This is a genomic window from Mycobacterium sp. 1482292.6, assembly GCF_001672995.1.
GTDB lineage: Bacteria > Actinomycetota > Actinomycetes > Mycobacteriales > Mycobacteriaceae > Mycobacterium > Mycobacterium europaeum_A.
The window spans coordinates 20569-37509 of record NZ_LZKV01000080.1; the positions used below are offsets into that span (position 1 = coordinate 20569).

Consider the following 16941-nt stretch of genomic DNA (forward strand, 5'->3'; position numbering starts at 1 on the left):
GGAGAACAGAAATGACCGAAACCGAGCAATCCCAGGCGTCGCCGGCCCTGACCGCGTCGCAGTCGTCGTGGCGGTGCGTGCAGGCGCACGACCGCGAGGGGTGGCTGGCGCTGATGTCCGACGACGTCGTCATCGAGGACCCGATCGGCAAGTCCGTCACCAATCCCGACGGCACCGGGGTGCGCGGCAAGGAGGCCGTCGGCGCGTTCTTCGACAGCAACATCGCCGCCAACCAGCTCTCGATCACCTGCGAGGAGACCTTCCCGTCGAGTTCACCCGACGAGATCGCCCACATCCTGGTGCTCAACAGCAAGTTCGACGGCGGCTTCACCAGCTCGGTGCGCGGCGTGTTCACCTACAAGGTCAACGACGCGGGACTGATCACCAACATGCGCGGCTACTGGAACCTGGACATGATGCAGTTCGGCAAACAGGACTGAGTCGTCACTCGAGCCGCGGCGATCTTCCTAGCGGCGCGTGAAGATCAGATGCGTGACGCCGCTGGGGCTGCTCACCGACTCTAGGTCGAATCGCTGTTCGAGGCCTTCCAGCCCGGTCCACAACGACTCGCCGCGCCCCAAGATGATCGGCACCACCGCGATGTGCATGTGGTCGACGAGATCGGCTTCGAGGAATTGGCGGACGCTCGACGGTCCCCCGCCCAGGCGAATGTCGCTGTCCCCGGCGGCTTTTCGGGCTAACTCGAGGGATTGCCTGGGACCGGCGTCGACGAAGTGGAAGGTGGTGCCGCCGTCCATCTCGATCGGGGGTCGTGGGTGGTGCGTGAGCACGAAGACCGGTGTGTGAAAAGGCGGCTCGGAGCCCCACCAGCCTTTCCATTCCTCGCCGCCGTCTTGGCCGGTCCATGGTCCGCGCTGCGGCCCGAACTTGTTGCGTCCCATGATTTCCGCGCCGATGCCCGGCGCCCATTGGCTGGCCAGGGCGTCGTCGATGCCGGTGGCCCCGCCCGACTCGCCGTGCATGGCGCGGAAGGTCCGCGTGGCGAAGAACCACTCGTGTAGCCGTCCGCCGGCGTGCCCGAACGGCGCGTCCATGCTTTGGCCGATACCGGTACCGAAGCCGTCGAGGGAAATCGAAAAGTTGTGCACGCGCACTCGTGACATGGTGAGGTCTCCTGAATCCATCCGCGTTGTGGGGCGTCGCAGGATTGACCCGAGACGGCGGCCGAACTCATCGGTACGTCGCCGAGGTCGCTTTGCGGCGCGTGGCGCGCGGGCGACCACAGCCGCTGGCGCAATGTCGGCGCACCTATGCTGGGCCCATGGCGTCGATCTTCACCAAGATCATCAATCGTGAACTTCCCGGCCGCTTCGTCTACGAGGACGACGACGTCGTCGCATTCCTCACGATCGAGCCCATGACGCAGGGCCATACGCTCGTGGTGCCGCGCGCCGAGCTCGACAATTGGCAGGACGTCGACGGACCGGCCTTCGCCCGGGTCATGGCCGTGAGCCAGCTGATCGGTAAGGCGGTGTGCAAGGCGTTCAGGACCGAGCGGTCCGGCCTGATCATCGCCGGGCTCGAGGTGCCGCACCTGCACGTGCACGTCTTTCCCACTCGCAGCCTCAGCGACTTCGGCTTCGCGGGAGTCGACCGTAACCCGTCCGCGGAATCGCTGGACGAGGCCCAGGCCAAGATCAAGGCGGCGCTGGCTCAGTTGACGTGAACGGGCTCGTGCGCCGGCACGTCACTGATGCGCGGCAGCGTCACCCGGAAGCGGCAGCCCTCGCCGGGCGCGGTGGTCACGCTGACCACGCCGCCGTGCGCGCGCACCAAGGAGTCGACGATGGATAGTCCCAGCCCGGTACCGCCGCTGGCGCGGGCGCGCGACGAGTCGGTCCGGTAGAACCGCTCGAACACGCGCGACGCGTCCTCCTGGTTCATGCCGGGACCCTGGTCCAGCACTTCGAGCACGGCGTCCTCGCCGTCGGTGCCGACCCGCACGGTGACGTCGGCGCTTGCCGGGGTGTGCTGCAACGCGTTGGCGATCAGGTTGCTCAACACCTGCCGTATCCGCGCCTCGTCACCGAGCACCTCCGGGGTGCCGGGCCCGTCCAGGACCTCCATGGTGATGGTGCGCTTGGGGTCCATCGCCTGCCCGTCGTGCACGGCATCGCTGGCCAGCGCCAGCAGATCCACCCGGTGGTGTTCGAGCGGTCGTTGCACATCGAGGCGGGCCAGCAGCAGCAGGTCGTCGACCAGCAGGCCCATCCGGGAGGCCTCGCTTTCGATCCGCGACAACAGCATCGCGACGTCGCGCGCGGCGCCCTGGCGATACAGCTCGGCGAAGCCGCGGATGGTCGTCAGCGGGGTGCGCAGTTCGTGGCTGGCGTCGGTGATGAAGCGCCGCATCCGGTCCTCGGAGCCGCGCGCCTTCTCGGCTGAGGACTCCGAGGACGCCAGCGCCTGCTGAATCTGCGCCAACATGCCGTTGAGCGCGAGCGAGAGCCGGCCCACCTCGGTGCGCGGATCACGTTCTGGCACACGGCGATCCAGTTGGCCCGAGGCGATCGCCGCGGCAGTCTGCTCGACCTCGGCCAGCGGCCGCAGGCTGCGCTGCACCACCGCGAAGCTGGCGATCCCGACCACGACCAGCACCGCCACCCCGATGCCCATCTGCAGCCAGACCAGCGAGCTGACCGTGTGCTGGACGTCGGACAGGTCGATCGCGACGGTCGTCAGCCCGTGCGGGCCGTGCACCGAGACGGCCCGCCATTGGATGTCCGAGCCGTTCACCGACGGCAACGTCGTCGGATTGGGGCCGACGTCGTTGTTGGGCGGTAAGGCCGGTTCGGCGTTGCGGTCGTTGATCGCGGTGAACGGGGTCCCGTCCATGCTGACGCCGCGGACGTAGAACTTCGACGGCGGCCGGCCCGGGTCGGGACCTTCGTACGGCGGCGGCGACTGCCGCCGCGGGTTCTGCGCCCAGCCCCGCGACGCGTCGAGCAGCGTGGAGTCGATGCGGCTGACCAGGCTGTGCCGCAGGATCGACGTCACCGCGATGCCGGACACGGCGAGGCCGCAGGCGACCAGCGCCAGGGTGGCGGCGACGAGCCCTATCCGAAGGGGCAATCCGCGTCGAGGCTTCGTGACCATCTACCTAACTTCTTCTACCGCCGCCGGCCGCGGGCGGGCTCAGCGCGGTTCCCGCAATACGTAACCGACTCCGCGCAGGGTGTGCAGCAGCCGCTTCTCGCCGGTGTCGATCTTGCGACGCAGGTACGACACGTAGGACTCGACGACATTGACGTCACCTCCGAAGTCGTAACGCCACACGTGGTCGAGGATCTTCGGCTTGCTCAACACCGTGCCGGCGTTGATCACAAAGTAACGCAGCAGCGTGAATTCGGTCGGCGACAGCGACACCGGTTGCCCGGCCTTCCACACCTCGTGGGTTTCTTCGTCGAGTTCGATGTCGGCGAAAGACAGTCGAGCGCTGCGCGGTTCGGCCCCGCCCTTGCCGGCGCGGCGAAGGATGACCCGCAACCGGGCGACGACCTCCTCGAGGCTGAACGGCTTCGTCACGTAGTCGTCGCCGCCCAGCGTCAGGCCGGCGATCTTGTCCTGCAGGGAATCCCGGGCGGTGAGAAACAGGGCGGGGGCGTCGATGCCGTCGGCGCGCAGCCGGCGCAGCACGCCGAACCCGTCCATGCCCGGCATCATCACGTCGAGGATGACCGCGTCGGGCCGGGCCTCGCGCGCCCGATCGAGGGCCTGGGCGCCATTGGTTGCGGTGTAGACCTCGAAACCCTGGAATTTCAGACTGACCGAGAGCAGCTCGACGATGTTGGCTTCGTCGTCGACCACGAGGACGCGAGCCTCCGGTTTAGTGTCGTTGGGGGTTGCCGATGTCATCAGATGCTTCTGTCCCTTGCTGAACGTTTGCCATGCGAAGGTTGTGTACTTCCTGAAAGCTCAGTGCCAACCGTCTGATAGTAGTCTGCCAGGAATCATCGCATTGCCTTGGGACGTAACGGGCTTGCCCAGCTTGCGTCGCGAATAGACTCGAGGAATGAACCTCGCCAGAAGCATCGTGTCGGCCGCGGCGGCGCCCGCCCGGGTCGGGTTGGCCGCCGCCGATGCGAGCCTGAGCGTCGCGAGCACCGCCGTCGGCGTGGCGAAGCGAGCCCTGGGCGACGGCGGGACCGCCGGCACCAACGCGATGACGTCCATGCTGGGGATCGACGACGCGATCATGCGGGCCAACCGGCTGGCCAGGCTGCTCGACGACGACGCCCCGCTGGGCCGGGCGGTGGCCCCGGACGGCCCGATCGATCGCTTGCTGCGCCCGGGCGGGGTGGTCGACCTGCTGACCTCGGAGGGTGGGTTGCTGGACCGGCTGACCGCCGAGGGCGGCGCCCTGCACCGCACCCTGCAGCCCGGCGGGTTGGCCGATCAGCTGGTCGCCGAGGAGGGGCTGATCGAGCGGCTGCTGGCCGAGGACGGGCTGGCCGACCGGCTGCTGGCCGAGGGCGGGCTGGTCGACAAGCTGACCGCGAAGAACGGACCGCTGGATCAACTCGCCGACGTCGCCGACACCCTGGCGCGGCTCACGCCGGGCATGGAGGCGCTCGAGCCCGCCATCGCCACGCTGCAGGACGCCGTCATCGCGCTCACCATGGTGGTCAACCCGCTGAGCAACATCGCCGACCGGATTCCGCTGCCCGGCCGGCGGCGCCCGTCGTCGCGGGCGGTGCGCTCCGCACGTGTGATCGACAGCGACCAGTGACCGATTAGGCTGGGCACGGTTTTACCCCGCCTCCTTAGCTCAGTGGTAGAGCACTCGCCTTGTAAGCGAGCGGTCGTCAGTTCAATCCTGACAGGGGGCTCCCACTGAGTCGCTCCGCCAGAGCAGCCAAATTGGAGTCGAACAAAGCGTCCAGGTCGAAGGTCGTTGCGGCGATCAGCCAATAGGCGACCGACCACCACGGGAAAGCTGTGAGAACACTCTATTTTGACTGAGATGCCGCGTATTCCGAGTACACGCGCGATGGCCGTGATATGAAGCGACTACTCGTTGGTTAGCAAATAAACTGCCATTCTCTATCGGCCGCCTAGCCAGCGAGGGGGGTCAAAAAGTCGGCCTGATAAACGTAACCCGGGGGGGTTGTCAGGATGACGGCTGCTGCGACTGCGCCACGAGCCTTGCTGCTGCGGCTCCTTCGCCCGTCGACACGGGTGAACCCGTATCCCGTCTACCGTGAGCTCCGAGAGCATGGACCGCTGCATGTCCCCTCGGCCAACCTCACGGTGTTCGGTTCGTTCCGGGACTGCAACCAGGTGCTACGGCACCCCGCGTCGGCCACCGGGATCATGTTCGCACGGCAAGAGATCGCTGCCGGTGCCCAGCGGCGGCCGTTCGGCGAAACGGGCTTTCTGTCCCTCGCCCCGCCGGATCACGCCCGGTTGCGCCAGCTCGTCGGCAAGGCCTTCGCACCGAAGGTTGTCATGGCGCTCGAACCAGAAATCAGCGGGCTGGTGTCTTCCCTCCTTGACGATGTTGAGGCCGCGGGCACTTTCGACGTGATCGCCGATCTGGCCTACCCACTACCCGTGGCGGTGATCTGCCGGCTGCTGGGCGTGCCGATCGAGGACGAGCCGGAGTTCAGCCGGGCGGCGGCGCCGCTGGCGCGACTGGTCGACCCGTTCATCACGTTCTCCCGCGACCCGGCCGCGTCCGACGAACGGAAGCGGGCAGGACTGTGGCTGCACGAATACCTGCACAACCTGATCCAGCAACGCCGCCGTGCGCCCGGTGAGGACCTGATATCCGCATTGATCGCTGTTGAGAAGTGCGGTGACCAGCTCACGGAGGAGGAGATCATCGCGGCCTGCGCTCTGATACTCATCGCCGGGCACGAGACCACAGTGAACCTCATCGCCAACGCGATCCTTGCGATGCTGCGTCATCCGGGCCAGTGGGCCGCACTGGGCGCCAACCCGGGGCGGGTGTCAGCGGTGATAGAGGAGACGCTGCGGTACGACCCACCGAACCAGCTGATGGCCCGGATCGCGGGTGAGGACATGACGATCGGCGATGCCCCGGTTGCGAAAGGCGGGATCATGCTGTTGTTGCAGGCCGCCGCCCAACGCGACCCCGACGTCATCGAGAGGCCCGACGAGTTCGACCCTGATCGAGAAACTATTCACCACTTGGCGTTCGGGCACGGTCCGTCCTTCTGCCTCGGCGCGCCGCTGGCCCGGCTCGAAGCGTCGATCGCGTTGACGGCCGTGACATCGCGCTTCCCTTGCGCACGTCTTGCTGGTGAGCCGCTGTACAAGCCGAACGTCACGCTGCGCGGCATGTCGAAGCTCACCATCGCCGTCTGAACTCGCTCCCGGCCAACGCGCGTGTCGGTAACCGCGACGCTTGCGCGTGACCCGGATTACGGCTGACCCGGGATGGCGTCCAGACCGCCTTGAATGTCCTGCAGCTTCCCCTGGATGCCCTGCAGATCCCGTTGGATGTCCTGTAGATCGGACAACGATTTCTGATAGTCCGGCTGCGTCGGGTCCGGTGCGGTGGGTCGCGACTGCGGGCAGTACGCGACGATGGCGCCCGCGGTGACCTTCGCGCTTTGATCCGCGTCCCAGACCGACCTGCGCTGCACGAACCCGGCCGCGTCCGCGAAGTTCGGTTGGTGCGCCAAAAAGTCGCACACCGCGTGCCCTTGGCTCAGCACGTAGTCCTGGCTGGGAACGGGCACCCCCTCGCGCTTCAGCGCGCCGATGAAGGCCGCGTCGACGGCGCCAATCGCCGGGGCGGACGCCTTCGGCGCCACGGGCGGGGCGGGCGCGGCCGCGGGCGGGGTGTCCTCCGGCTGGGCCGCCGAATCGTGGTGGCGCAGCGCGAACATCACCACCACCGCGGCGACGACGGCCACCAGGGACAGCGGTAAGGCCGCGAACAGACCCAGGCGGCGCAGCGCGGCGACCTTCCGTCGCCGCGCTGCGATGGCGCGGACTTCGCTCTCCCGCGACCGGACGGCGCCGGCGACCTCGCTCTCCCAGGCGTCGAACGCGGCGACCTCGGGCGTCCCCGCCCCCTGGGCCAGGATTTCGTCGAGCAGTTGGTCGGCCTCATGCGACGACAGCTGACCGCCCTGCTCGCGGATCTGTTGGCGCCGCAGCGCGATGAGCCGCAATTCCGAATCGATCTTCTCGCGGTCGCGCATATCAACCAGTTTGAGAGCGTCGCGCCGTTGTTACAACTCCCGATAAGCAGATGGCCGCCACCGCATTGATGTCACAGCCCCTCATGCGAAAGACTCGGTTGAGCCGGCCAGCCGTAGCCGTGGGATTCGAGGCAAGGGATGGACGTGATCACCGTGAGCCGTAACCGCATCGGGCCGCTCGTCGTCGGCGCGATTGCCTTCGCGCTCGTCGGTTGTTCGGCGTCGCATCCGCCGGCGGCCACCGGCCCGGCCACCACAACGCGGGCCGACTCGTCGCCGGCGCGGATGGTGCCCGCCGACGCGGGGACGACCGGCGGTGCACAGCCTCGCCTGGCGTCGGACCCGGCACAGCTGGCGGACGACCTGGTGGCCGACGAACGCGCGCTGCGTGATCCGGGCACACCGGACGCGGCGCTGACGGCGGCGGCGCGTCGCGAGCAGGCCGCCTACCGCGCAATCGGGCGCCACCCCGAATGGGACGCCACCACACGCGGGCGCATCCCGCCGGAGCTGACCGACGTCTACGACCGCAACGTCGACGCCCGCCGGCAACTCACAGCGCTGACCCCGGTGCGAGAAACCTTGCCCGCGTGGCGCATCGAGCCGCCGGCACCGGCCGACGAACTGATGAACTACTACCACCAGGCGGAAGCCGAATCCGGCGTCGACTGGAACTACCTGGCCGCGATCAACCTCGTCGAGACCCGCTTCGGCAGCATCGTCGGCGCGAGCACCGCCGGCGCGCAGGGACCCATGCAGTTCCTGCCGTCGACGTTCGCCGGCTACGGCCAGGGCGGCGACATCCACTCACCGCATGACAGCATCCTGGCGGCGGGTCGCTACCTGGCCGCCAACGGCTTCGCCACCGATCGCGACCACGCCATCTACGGGTACAACCATGCCAACCAATACGTGCGCGCGGTCGACGATTACGCGGCGCTGATCGCGGCCGATCCCGCGACGTTCGCCGCGTTCTACCGGTGGGACGTCTACTGCCTGACGACGGCGGGCGACGTGTTACTGCCCATCGGTTACGACGCATCGTCGCCGATCCCGGCCGCCGATTATGTGGCGGCCCACCCGCAGTAGACCGACGCGCTAGACGTACTTGCGGGCAATGTCTCGCAGGTGCGATCCCACATCCTGACCGGTGGCCCGCTCGAGTCGGATCCCCAGCTCGCCGGCGAGATTGACGAAGCCCATCAACAGCATCATGTCGCCGTCGGGCTCGTCGACCACGTTCTCGACCAGGCGGCTCCAGGTGAATTCGTGGCCGCTGTCGGACGACCAAGCCGTCATGACATCGATGGCTCGGCGAACGTTTTCTCTCACGTCCATCCCCGGAGCCTGCCACGCGCGCTCTCCCGCCGCAGTGCGGCGAAGGTCCGCAGACACGTCAGCGGGCGCGCCGGATTACGGCAACGCCCGCTGACGGTTCAGATGATCAGCGCCGGGTCAGTACAGCGGCACCCAGACACCGAAGAACCAGTAACCCCAACCCCCGTACTGCCAGTTGAAGACGGGCACGACGGTAAAGGTGTTGTAGTTGAACGGCCCGAAGTCGCGCCGTCCCGCATCCCAGTCACGAGGCGGACCGTCCCACGGCCGGTTCCAGCCTCCTGGAGGCGGCGGTCCGTTCCAGCCCCCCGGAGGCGGCGGGCCCTCCCAGTGCGGCGGCGGGTGGCCCGGAGCCGGACCGTCGTTCCAGCCGTAGCCATGCGGCCGCGGCGGCGGGGGCGCCCCGCGACCCACGATGCTGAATTGGACATCCGGACCAGCGGGACCACCGATCTGTGCGTTGGCGGTGACCACATCGTGGCGCGGGACGTAGGGCGGGTGCGGAGGCTGGGTGGGCGGCGGGTTCAGCGCCTCGTACCGCTGCCTGTTGTTCGGCGGCGGGTTCTGGTTCGCCGGCGCGTTGTTCGGGCCGCCCTGCGCCGGCGGGTTCTGGCCGTGCTCGTTGGGCGGGTTGTTCTGCCCCGTCTGGGCCGGATACTGACCGTGCTGGTTGGGCTGCGGGGTGTTCTGTCCACCCTGCGGGGGGTTGTTCTGGCCGCCCTGCGGGGGGTTGTTCTGGCCGCCCTGCGGGGGGTTGTTCTGGCCGCCCTGCGGCGGATTGTTCTGACCGCCCTGCGGGGGGTTGTTCTGGCCACCCTGCGGCGGATTGTTCTGACCGCCCTGCGGCGGATTGTTCTGACCCCGCTGCGCCGGTGGGCTGTTGTGGCCGCCCTGCGGCGGGTTGTCCTGCCCGCCCTGCGCCGGGGCGTTTCCGCCACCACCGCCAGGCTGGCCACCGGGGTGTCCGCCCGGTCCGCCGGGGTTGCCCCCGCCGCCGCCACCGCCGCCACCGCCGCCACCGCCGTGGCAGTTCGGGCACGGCGGCGGGTCAAGCGGAGCGGAGTACGCCGACCCGGCGTTCAGCGTCGCCGCGGAAATGCTCAGCCCGGCGGCCAACGCGGCGGCACTGACGACACGTTTCATAGACATAACTGCGTCCCCTCTTGGGAGTTATCGCACCTGCACTACGGGCAGGTGAGGTCCAACTCGAATGGCTTGGTCACCTGCTGCGGTTGCTGCGGGTTGCTCATGTCGGTACCGGTAGCTGTGCCCTTGATCGCCCAGTCCTTGCCCTTGACCGCGGCCCCGGCGCTGCCGGCCTGGTTCGGTGCGGCGTCGGAGAAGCCGAGTGCGACACCGTTGACGGTGCCCAGCCCGACGGAATGCACCAGCGGCGGGTTGCCGTTGCTGACCACGGCGCCCAGCCCGTTGGTCGGGTCACCGATCCCGATCGTGATGTTGTCACCCGCGGCGGTGCAGGTGACCTGCCCGCTGATGTTCTGATTCTGACCGTCGACGGTCAGGACCGGACCCGCCGCTGCCGCCGCAGCGGACGACGAGCCTGACGCCCCGGTATTGGATTTGTTGCTCGAACATCCGGCGCTGGCCGCGACCACCAGGGCCACGCCGGCTACGCCGACCACGATCCCACGCTTCACTACTACTTCCCTTCGTGTCGCTGGTTCCGCTGCCTCACACGTTGGCCGCGTCAACCCAGGCGGACTACCTGGACCCGTCGGGCCGACGCGTAACGGCCGGTCCACCTGGTACCCCGTACCCCGGACTTGCAAACGCTACGTTACGTTCCGCCGGCCCAGTCGCCGGGCCGTCACGGAAGAACGCGCAGCCCCCACTTGCCCAGCAGCGGATTGATGAGCATGAAGTAGGTCGTGTAGTCATCGCCGTCGGGCGAAGACATCAACAGGCCGACCGCGCTGACGGTGCCGTCCGGGTTCATCACGAAGCCGGGACTACCGCTGTCACCGTCGAGGCTGAACACGCTGGCTTCGACGACGTCACCATTGATGCCTTTCACGGCGCCGCACGTCTCACCGGTCACCGCGCCGATCTTGCAGAACGGCATACCGACTTGAATCTGCTGGCGACTCAACACATCCCGGACCTGATACCGGCCGCCGACGTCGCCCACCGGCATACCGACACTCGGCTCGAGACGGATGATCGCGGCGTCCCTCTTGTCGCCCTCATGCTCGCTGGCGGAGATCCTGCCGAGTGGTGCATCGTTGCCGTAGGTCCACTCGCTGCCGTCGTGCGCGTCGCAGTGGCCGCTGGTCATCAGGTAGTAACTGCCGTCGGAACCCTGTGCCGCGAATCCGGCTGTGCACCTTCCGGATTCGTGATCGACCCCGATGCCCGGAGCCGGCGGCGGCGACGGCAGGGCCGGGGGCGGTGCTGCCACAGCGGTTTTCGCCGACGTCGTGGCGGCCACCAGCACGGCACCCAAGAGTCCCAAACCCCGCAACCACGGCATGGTCACGCCGCCCCCCTCCGCTTGTGCCCGGCAGATAATAGCGGCGCCGCTCGCCTGAAATGAGATGGCGACCAATCTATTCCACGCACGGGGTTCACCCGGCATCGACGTGCCGGGCAAGGAACTCCAGCACAGCGTCGGCGAAGACATCGTTGCGGTCACCGGCCACCATGTGACCCGCACCGCGGACGTCGGCGAATTCGACTTGCGGGAAACGCGCGAGGAATTCGTCGGCGCGCTCCTGGCTGACCAGGTCGCTCATCTGGCCGCGGATCAGCAGGATCGGCACCCCGCCGCGCAGGATGGCTTCGACCGCGGTGTGCATCCGATCCGGGTCGGTCACCTCGAAAGGGGGGAAAGCCGCAGTGCCGCTGATGAACTGCGGATCCCAATGCCAGTACCAGCGATCGCCGCGGCGACGCAGGTTGGTGGTCAGGCCTTCCAGGTCGGTGGGTCGCGGCCGGTGCGGGTTGTATTCGGCGATCGCGTCGGCGACTTCGTCGAGCGAGCTGAAGCCCGACTCGACCCGGTCCGCCATGAAGGCGTGTATCCGGTTCGCCCCGGACTGGTCCATGTTCGGCACGATGTCCACCAGCACGACCGCGCTGGCGATGCCCGGCGACAGCTCCCCGGCGAGCAGCATCGACGTGAAACCGCCCAGGGAGGCGCCGACCAGAACCGGTTGCGGGGGCAGCGTGCGCAGCACCTCTTGGACGTCGGCGGCGAAACTGACGACGCGATAGTCGCCGTCATCGGACCAATCCGATTCGCCGTGGCCGCGCAGGTCGACGGTGACGGCCTGCCACCCACGGGCAGCGACAGCGGCGGCCGCCTTACCCCACGACCGCCGGGTCTGCCCGCCGCCGTGCAGGAACACCACGGCGCGCGCGTGCGGATCCCCGAGGCGGTCAGCGACGATCTGCACCCCGCCGGGGCCCTGGATCGTGAACGGTTCGGCTGCCGTGGGCATCAGGTGATACTAAGGCGCGCCCACCAAAACCTCGCGTTGGCTTAACGTCAACGGCATGCGGCGGCGTCAACGCGAAGGGCGTCGGGCATTGCCGGTGCCGCGCGGAATCGGACCGCAGCGAAGGAGAACGCATGCATCTCGACGAGTACATGTCGCACGATGCGACCGCCCTGGCCGAGCTGGTCGCGAGCGGGCAGGTCGCCCCCGCCGAGCTTCTCGCGTTGGCGCGGCAACGAGCGGACGCGGTGAATCCGCGGCTCAACGCCATCGTCTGCCGCCTCGACGACGTCGCCGACCGGCAAGCCGCCGACCCCTCGCTGAGCGGGCCGTTCGCCGGCGTGCCGTTCCTGATCAAGGACCTCGGCCAGGAATACCGCGGCTTTGCGACCTCGTGCGGGTCCCGCTCGCTGGCCCATGACGTGGCCGACCGGCACGCCCTGGTCACCGAGCGGTTCCTCGACGCGGGGCTGGTGATCTTCGGCAAGACCAACACCCCGGAATTCGGGGCCAAGGGCGTGACCGAACCCGACTACTGGGGCCCCGCGCGCAACCCCTGGGACACCGGGCATACCCCCGGCGGCTCGTCGGGCGGATCCGGGGCGGCCGTGGCGGCGGGCATCGTGCCGGCGGCGGGCGCCAACGACGGCGGCGGGTCGATCCGCATTCCCGCCGCCTGCAACGGCCTGGTGGGCCTCAAACCCAGCCGGGGCCTGGCGCCCTACGGCCCGCAGACGGGTGAACTGATGTTGGGCATGGCGACCCAGGGCGTGGTGTCGCGCACCGTGCGCGACAGCGCGGCGCTGCTCGACGCGATCGTCGGGCCCGACCCGGGCGCGGCGTACCGAGCGGCGTTGCCCGACAAACCCTTTGGTGAACACATCAAACAGCGACCGGACACCCTGAAGATCGGCTACTCGGCGCGGTCGGCCATCAACGCCCGGCCCCACCGCGAGGCCGTCGCCGCTCTCGAAAAGACCGTGGCGCTCCTCGACGAGTTGGGCCATCAGGTCGAGGAGGTCGCACCCCCCTACGACGATGCCGCCCTGGGGCGCGACTTCCTGACCATCTGGTTCGCCCAGCTGTATCAGCAGGTCGCCGACATCAAGAGGCGAACCGGCGCGCGCGACAACGACTTTGAGGCCGACACCTTGGCCATCGCCGAACTCGGGCGGTCCGGCGGCGTGCTGCCGGTGATGTCCGCGCTGGAGAACCGGAACGATTACATCCAGTCCCTGACCGCGTTCCACGCCAGCTACGACTTCTTTTTGACACCCACCCTGGCCACCCCACCGCTGGCCGTCGGCGCCACGACGACCGCGCCCGTGCTGCAGCGGGTGGCTCGGCTGGTGAGCAAGGTGCGCGCCGGAAAACTGATGGGGCTCAGCGGAATTCTCGATGACCTCATCCAGGAGAGCCTCGGCTGGGTGCCCTACACACAACTCGCCAACCTCACCGGCCGCCCGGCGATCAGCGTGCCCCTGCACTGGACCGACGCCGGACTTCCGCTGGGTGTGCAGTTCGTCGGGTCGATCGGGTCAGACGGCGATCTGCTGCGCCTGGCCGCGCAACTGGAAGAGGCGCGGCCCTGGGCCCACCGGCATCCGGCACCGAGTTAGCGGTTACGCGGCGGGACCGCCGTCTTCGGGACGCCGCCGGCCCCGCCACAGACCGGCGAAGCGCCGGGCGATGTCGCCGAGGCGACCGCCCGCGTGCTGCGAGGCCTTGATGCGGCCCAGGGCTTCTCGCCCCTCGTTCGCGTAGTCCTTGACGGATTCGTCGCCTTCCTCGGCGCGCATATCTGTCTCCAATCCTGTTGTTATTCCGGCGCCTGACGCTCGGGTGGTTCCGATGGCGTCAAGCGCTCGGGCGGTTCGGCCGGCGTGAGCCGTTCGGGCGTTTCCGTCGGCGTGAGCCGCTCCGGGGTCTCGCCGGGGGTCCCCGGCTGCGCGGGCTCCGAATTCTGCGGCCGCTCCGCCGAGAGCCTGAGGCGGGTGTCGATCATGCTCAGTCCTTTGCTCGGCTCATGGGCGCGTACCCGCGGTACCCGGGCACCCAAACGCCCGCGGCGATACCGGATCGACGCGGCGGCGTGCTAGGCGCGGGCCGAGTCCTTATGCGCCTTGATCGGCGCGGTGCTGGGCCACCTTGAGCAGGTTGCCGCCCAGGCTGCCGCGCGCGGTCCGAACCGTCACCAGCAGCCAGGTGAACAGCAGGCCCGCGTAGGCGACGGCCGCGGCCACCCTGCCGTAAAGGGTCAGGCGGCTCCAGATCATCGCGATGATGTTCAGCGAGGCCACCAGCGACAAGCCGAACATCGCGTAGCAGCCATACAGCATGGTCGTGCGCTCGCTGCCCGCCGCCATATGCGGGAGCAGCAGCGCGCCCGCGATCACCCATGCCGAGGACCTCGACCGGGGTGTGCGCCGGGGATGCGTCGTGCGGGTTCGCCATGGCCACAGCTGAAGAACCCCACTGCGCCGGGTGAGCGGCCCGCCGGATTAGCCGCATACACTCTAGCCGTGGTCAATCCGGCGCAACCGAGGTCGGCGGTCACGAGGATCCCGCTGATCGTCGGCGTTGCCGTCGTCGCGCTGCTCGCCGTCCTGGCGGTGCCCATCAAGCAACGATGCGGGGCGCCAGGCTATTCGTGCGCGTCGACGCTGGATACCGACGGCAACATTCACTACTACTACGAGGTGGAACCGGCGGGCGTCTACCTCGCCGAGATCGTCACCGGCGCCAACATCACGCTCTTCTACTCCTCGGGCGAGGACCTGGTCAGAGCCCGCTAGCACGCGTTTGCTGGGCGGTCCGCTGCGAGAGCGGGCCACGGGGCCGTTTCCGCCCGGTAACAACTTCGGCTCGATCCGGGCGGCGGCGTGGCCGGCGCGAGACCGTTCGGTGACCCCGCCACCCGCAAGCGGGCAAAACCTGCTGGTAGAGCGAGGATCACGGAAGCTGGTCGCGCCCGGCCGGCCCGACGGGCACGCTCGGCCCGACCGTGTGACGGGTGCTCTCGATTGGGGGCTTCATAGCAAGCTAACGCATACTTGTCACCATGCTTGAAGCGACATCGCCGCAAAGCACCGTTGCGGTGCCCGGTGATGTGCTGGGCGTGGGCAGAGGTTTGTGATGGCCCGCTCGGGCGGCGCCCATCGCCGTCATCGAGCCGTCCGTCAACCCTCCCGTCTCCGTAAAGGGCTGACGCGCACCCTGGGCGCGCTGCTGTCCGTGGCGGCCGTCGGGCTGACCGGGGCCGGGTACTACGTGGCGCACGGCGCGCTGGGCGGCATCACGGTCTCGAACGCCCTGCAGCCCGACGATCCGCGGTCCAGCGGCGACGACATGAACATCCTGCTGATCGGGCTCGATTCGCGTAAGGACCAGGACGGCAACGACCTGCCCTACTCGATCCTGAAGCATCTGCACGCCGGCGATTCCGACGACGGCGGCTACAACACCAACACCATGATCCTGGTGCACGTCAGCGCCGACAACAGAGTCGTCGCCTTCTCGATCCCGCGCGACGACTGGGTGCCCTTCACCGGGGTGCCGGGATACAACCACATCAAGATCAAAGAGGCCTACGGGCTGACCAAGCAGTACGTCGCCCAAAAGCTGGCCAACCAGGGCAACAGCACCCAGAAGGAACTCGAGACCAAGGGCCGCGAAGCCGGCCGGGCGGCGACGCTGCGCGCGGTGCGAAACCTGACCGGTGTGCCCATCGACTACTTCGCCGAGGTCAATCTGGCCGGGTTCTACGACCTGGCGCAGACCCTCGGCGGCGTCGACGTGTGCCTGAACCACCCCGTCTACGACTCGTATTCCGGCGCCGACTTCCCCGCCGGGCGGCAGCGGCTGGACGCGTCCGAGGCGCTGTCGTTCGTCCGGCAGCGTCACGGCCTGGAAAACGGCGACCTGGACCGCACCCACCGGCAGCAGGCGTTCATCTCGTCGGTCATGCAGGAGCTGCAGGCCACGGGCACGTTCACCAACATCGACAAGCTCAAGAACCTGATGGCGGTGGCGCGCAAGGACGTGGTGCTCTCGGCGGGGTGGAGCGAAGACATGATCCAGCGCCTGGGCGGGCTGGCCGGTGGCAACGTCGAGTTCCGGACGCTGCCGGTGGTGCGTTACGACAACATCGACGGCCAGGACGTCAACATCGTCGACCCGGCGGCGATCAAGGCGGAGGTGGCGGCGGCGATCGGGGCCGACACGACGACGACCGCGCCGAGCACCACCGCCGTGAAGCCGGATCCCACCACGGTCGTCGACGTGGTCAACGCCGGCAGCATGAGCGGTCTGGCCACCGAGGTATCCCGCGCGCTGAAAAAGAAGGGCTACACCCCGGGTCAGGTCCGCGACCGCGAATCCGGCGACCCGACCTCCACGACGGTCGAGTACGGCGCCGGCGCGCAAACCGATGCGCTGAACCTGGCCAACCTGCTCGGCGTGGACGCGCCGAAGCAGCCCAGCCCCAGGGTGCAGCCCGGACACATCCGCCTGACCGTGGACACCAATTTCACGATGCCCAGCCCCGACGAGACGCAGATGGACGACACCACGAGCACCAGCTCGAGCACCACGTCGACCAAGGCCAAGAGCTACTACTACAACGGCACGACCACGACCTACCCGACGCCCGATCAGGGCAAGCCGATCGATGGCGGCGGCGTGCCCTGCGTCAACTAGCCATCACGCTGCGCGGTGATCGCAAGCGCGGCGGAGCCGGGCGCGGCGGGTCGCCGCCATCAGGCTGCGCGGTGATCGCAAGCGCGGCGGAGCCGGGCGCGGCGGGTCGCCGCCATCAGGCTGCGCGGTGATCGCAAGCGCGGCGCAGCCGGGCGCGGCGGGTCGCCGCCATCAGGCAGCGCGGTGATCGCAAGCGCGGCGGAGCCGGGCGCGGCGGGTCGCCGCCATCACGCATGCGTGCCGCCGACCGC

General features: G+C 68.6%; 19 protein-coding genes, 1 tRNA gene and 1 pseudogene. 9 read left to right on the top strand and 12 right to left on the bottom strand.

Translation table 11 applies throughout. From position 1 onward, the window contains the following. Positions 1-11: 11 nt before the first annotated feature. Positions 12-440 carry a ketosteroid isomerase family protein gene (locus tag A5624_RS07570; RefSeq protein WP_066863989.1) on the top strand — a complete coding sequence of 143 codons (429 nt, stop codon included), beginning with the start codon at positions 12-14 and terminating at the stop codon, positions 438-440. Between the two features lie 27 nt (positions 441-467). Here A5624_RS07570 and A5624_RS07575 read toward each other — a convergent pair whose 3' ends face one another. Further along, positions 468-1124 (bottom strand): dihydrofolate reductase family protein, encoded by a 657-nt coding sequence (locus A5624_RS07575; protein ID WP_066864046.1) that lies wholly within the window; start codon positions 1122-1124, stop codon positions 468-470. Between the two features lie 158 nt (positions 1125-1282). Here A5624_RS07575 and A5624_RS07580 point away from each other — a divergent pair, with 158 nt between their 5' ends. After that, positions 1283-1687, top strand: coding sequence for an HIT family protein (locus A5624_RS07580; RefSeq protein WP_066863992.1), 405 nt, complete (start codon positions 1283-1285; stop codon positions 1685-1687). Here the strand turns inward: A5624_RS07580 and A5624_RS07585 are convergent. Continuing rightward, positions 1675-3117, bottom strand: coding sequence for a cell wall metabolism sensor histidine kinase WalK (locus A5624_RS07585; protein ID WP_066863995.1), 1443 nt, complete (start codon positions 3115-3117; stop codon positions 1675-1677). The two genes, A5624_RS07580 and A5624_RS07585, sit on opposite strands and share 13 nt — an antisense overlap. 39 nt (positions 3118-3156) lie before the next feature. Beyond that, positions 3157-3876 (bottom strand): two-component system response regulator PhoP, encoded by a 720-nt coding sequence (gene phoP, locus A5624_RS07590; RefSeq protein ID WP_066864000.1) that lies wholly within the window; start codon positions 3874-3876, stop codon positions 3157-3159. 157 nt (positions 3877-4033) lie between these two features. Here phoP and A5624_RS07595 point away from each other — a divergent pair, with 157 nt between their 5' ends. From A5624_RS07595 to A5624_RS07605, 3 genes are all read left to right on the top strand, one after another. Next, positions 4034-4750, top strand: a complete 717-nt coding sequence (locus A5624_RS07595; protein WP_066864003.1) for a hypothetical protein — start codon at positions 4034-4036, stop codon at positions 4748-4750. A gap of 28 nt (positions 4751-4778) precedes the next feature. Further along, positions 4779-4850, top strand: a tRNA-Thr gene (locus A5624_RS07600). A 286-nt stretch (positions 4851-5136) separates the two neighbouring features. Further along, the gene (locus A5624_RS07605; protein ID WP_066864006.1) at positions 5137-6351 is read left to right on the top strand and encodes a cytochrome P450; all 1215 of its coding nucleotides are present in this window, start codon (positions 5137-5139) and stop codon (positions 6349-6351) included. A 56-nt stretch (positions 6352-6407) separates the two neighbouring features. On the opposite strand, the gene A5624_RS07610 is transcribed toward A5624_RS07605, so the two are convergent. After that, a complete protein-coding gene (locus tag A5624_RS07610; protein ID WP_066864009.1) occupies positions 6408-7196 on the bottom strand; it encodes a DUF732 domain-containing protein in 789 nt (262 codons plus the stop codon). 138 nt (positions 7197-7334) lie between these two features. On the opposite strand from A5624_RS07610, the gene A5624_RS07615 reads away from it, so the two are divergent. Beyond that, positions 7335-8285, top strand: a complete 951-nt coding sequence (locus A5624_RS07615; protein ID WP_156748908.1) for a lytic transglycosylase domain-containing protein — start codon at positions 7335-7337, stop codon at positions 8283-8285. A 9-nt stretch (positions 8286-8294) separates the two neighbouring features. On the opposite strand, the gene A5624_RS07620 is transcribed toward A5624_RS07615, so the two are convergent. The 5 genes from A5624_RS07620 to A5624_RS07640 form a co-directional block, all read right to left on the bottom strand. Then, a complete protein-coding gene (locus A5624_RS07620) occupies positions 8295-8495 on the bottom strand; it encodes a hypothetical protein (protein ID WP_231999958.1) in 201 nt (66 codons plus the stop codon). 156 nt (positions 8496-8651) lie between these two features. Further along, positions 8652-9677, bottom strand: a complete 1026-nt coding sequence (locus A5624_RS28510; RefSeq protein ID WP_066864015.1) for an MAP_0585 family protein — start codon at positions 9675-9677, stop codon at positions 8652-8654. Positions 9678-9718: 41 nt separating this feature from the next. Beyond that, positions 9719-10192, bottom strand: coding sequence for a lipoprotein LpqH (locus tag A5624_RS07630; RefSeq protein WP_066864020.1), 474 nt, complete (start codon positions 10190-10192; stop codon positions 9719-9721). A 170-nt stretch (positions 10193-10362) separates the two neighbouring features. Beyond that, entirely contained in the window at positions 10363-11031 is a 669-nt protein-coding gene (locus tag A5624_RS07635) for a S1 family peptidase (protein WP_066864023.1), read from the bottom strand. An 88-nt stretch (positions 11032-11119) separates the two neighbouring features. Further along, entirely contained in the window at positions 11120-11995 is an 876-nt protein-coding gene (locus A5624_RS07640) for an alpha/beta fold hydrolase (protein ID WP_197505085.1), read from the bottom strand. Positions 11996-12126: 131 nt separating this feature from the next. Here A5624_RS07640 and A5624_RS07645 point away from each other — a divergent pair, with 131 nt between their 5' ends. Continuing rightward, positions 12127-13611 (top strand): amidase, encoded by a 1485-nt coding sequence (locus A5624_RS07645; RefSeq protein ID WP_066864026.1) that lies wholly within the window; start codon positions 12127-12129, stop codon positions 13609-13611. 3 nt (positions 13612-13614) lie between these two features. On the opposite strand, the gene A5624_RS28515 is transcribed toward A5624_RS07645, so the two are convergent. From A5624_RS28515 to A5624_RS07655, 3 genes and pseudogenes are all read right to left on the bottom strand, one after another. Further along, entirely contained in the window at positions 13615-13791 is a 177-nt protein-coding gene (locus A5624_RS28515) for a hypothetical protein (protein ID WP_197497940.1), read from the bottom strand. Positions 13792-13811: 20 nt separating this feature from the next. Next, positions 13812-13997 (bottom strand): hypothetical protein, encoded by a 186-nt coding sequence (locus A5624_RS07650; protein WP_066864029.1) that lies wholly within the window; start codon positions 13995-13997, stop codon positions 13812-13814. Between the two features lie 90 nt (positions 13998-14087). Next, positions 14088-14379: pseudogene (locus A5624_RS07655) on the bottom strand (hypothetical protein); the annotation flags it as partial. Positions 14380-14514: 135 nt separating this feature from the next. Between A5624_RS07655 and A5624_RS07660 the strand changes: the two are divergent. Together A5624_RS07660 and A5624_RS07665 are read left to right on the top strand one after the other, a co-directional pair. After that, positions 14515-14787, top strand: a complete 273-nt coding sequence (locus tag A5624_RS07660) for a hypothetical protein (protein ID WP_066864035.1) — start codon at positions 14515-14517, stop codon at positions 14785-14787. A 340-nt stretch (positions 14788-15127) separates the two neighbouring features. After that, positions 15128-16690, top strand: a complete 1563-nt coding sequence (locus A5624_RS07665) for an LCP family protein (RefSeq protein ID WP_156748912.1) — start codon at positions 15128-15130, stop codon at positions 16688-16690. Positions 16691-16941 lie beyond the last annotated feature (251 nt).

What these genes read in the sequence shown, in the direction of transcription:
- A5624_RS07570 (WP_066863989.1), top strand. Translation starts at nt 12, where the DNA reads ATGACCGAAACCGAGCAATCCCAGGCGTCGCCGGCCCTGACCGCGTCG.
- A5624_RS07575 (WP_066864046.1), bottom strand. Translation starts at nt 1,124, where the DNA reads ATGTCACGAGTGCGCGTGCACAACTTTTCGATTTCCCTCGACGGCTTC.
- A5624_RS07580 (WP_066863992.1), top strand. Translation starts at nt 1,283, where the DNA reads ATGGCGTCGATCTTCACCAAGATCATCAATCGTGAACTTCCCGGCCGC.
- A5624_RS07585 (WP_066863995.1), bottom strand. Translation starts at nt 3,117, where the DNA reads ATGGTCACGAAGCCTCGACGCGGATTGCCCCTTCGGATAGGGCTCGTC.
- phoP (WP_066864000.1), bottom strand. Translation starts at nt 3,876, where the DNA reads ATGACATCGGCAACCCCCAACGACACTAAACCGGAGGCTCGCGTCCTC.
- A5624_RS07595 (WP_066864003.1), top strand. Translation starts at nt 4,034, where the DNA reads ATGAACCTCGCCAGAAGCATCGTGTCGGCCGCGGCGGCGCCCGCCCGG.
- A5624_RS07605 (WP_066864006.1), top strand. Translation starts at nt 5,137, where the DNA reads ATGACGGCTGCTGCGACTGCGCCACGAGCCTTGCTGCTGCGGCTCCTT.
- A5624_RS07610 (WP_066864009.1), bottom strand. Translation starts at nt 7,196, where the DNA reads ATGCGCGACCGCGAGAAGATCGATTCGGAATTGCGGCTCATCGCGCTG.
- A5624_RS07615 (WP_156748908.1), top strand. Translation starts at nt 7,335, where the DNA reads ATGGACGTGATCACCGTGAGCCGTAACCGCATCGGGCCGCTCGTCGTC.
- A5624_RS07620 (WP_231999958.1), bottom strand. Translation starts at nt 8,495, where the DNA reads ATGACGGCTTGGTCGTCCGACAGCGGCCACGAATTCACCTGGAGCCGC.
- A5624_RS28510 (WP_066864015.1), bottom strand. Translation starts at nt 9,677, where the DNA reads ATGAAACGTGTCGTCAGTGCCGCCGCGTTGGCCGCCGGGCTGAGCATT.
- A5624_RS07640 (WP_197505085.1), bottom strand. Translation starts at nt 11,995, where the DNA reads ATGCCCACGGCAGCCGAACCGTTCACGATCCAGGGCCCCGGCGGGGTG.
- A5624_RS07645 (WP_066864026.1), top strand. Translation starts at nt 12,127, where the DNA reads ATGCATCTCGACGAGTACATGTCGCACGATGCGACCGCCCTGGCCGAG.
- A5624_RS28515 (WP_197497940.1), bottom strand. Translation starts at nt 13,791, where the DNA reads ATGCGCGCCGAGGAAGGCGACGAATCCGTCAAGGACTACGCGAACGAG.
- A5624_RS07650 (WP_066864029.1), bottom strand. Translation starts at nt 13,997, where the DNA reads ATGATCGACACCCGCCTCAGGCTCTCGGCGGAGCGGCCGCAGAATTCG.
- A5624_RS07665 (WP_156748912.1), top strand. Translation starts at nt 15,128, where the DNA reads ATGGCCCGCTCGGGCGGCGCCCATCGCCGTCATCGAGCCGTCCGTCAA.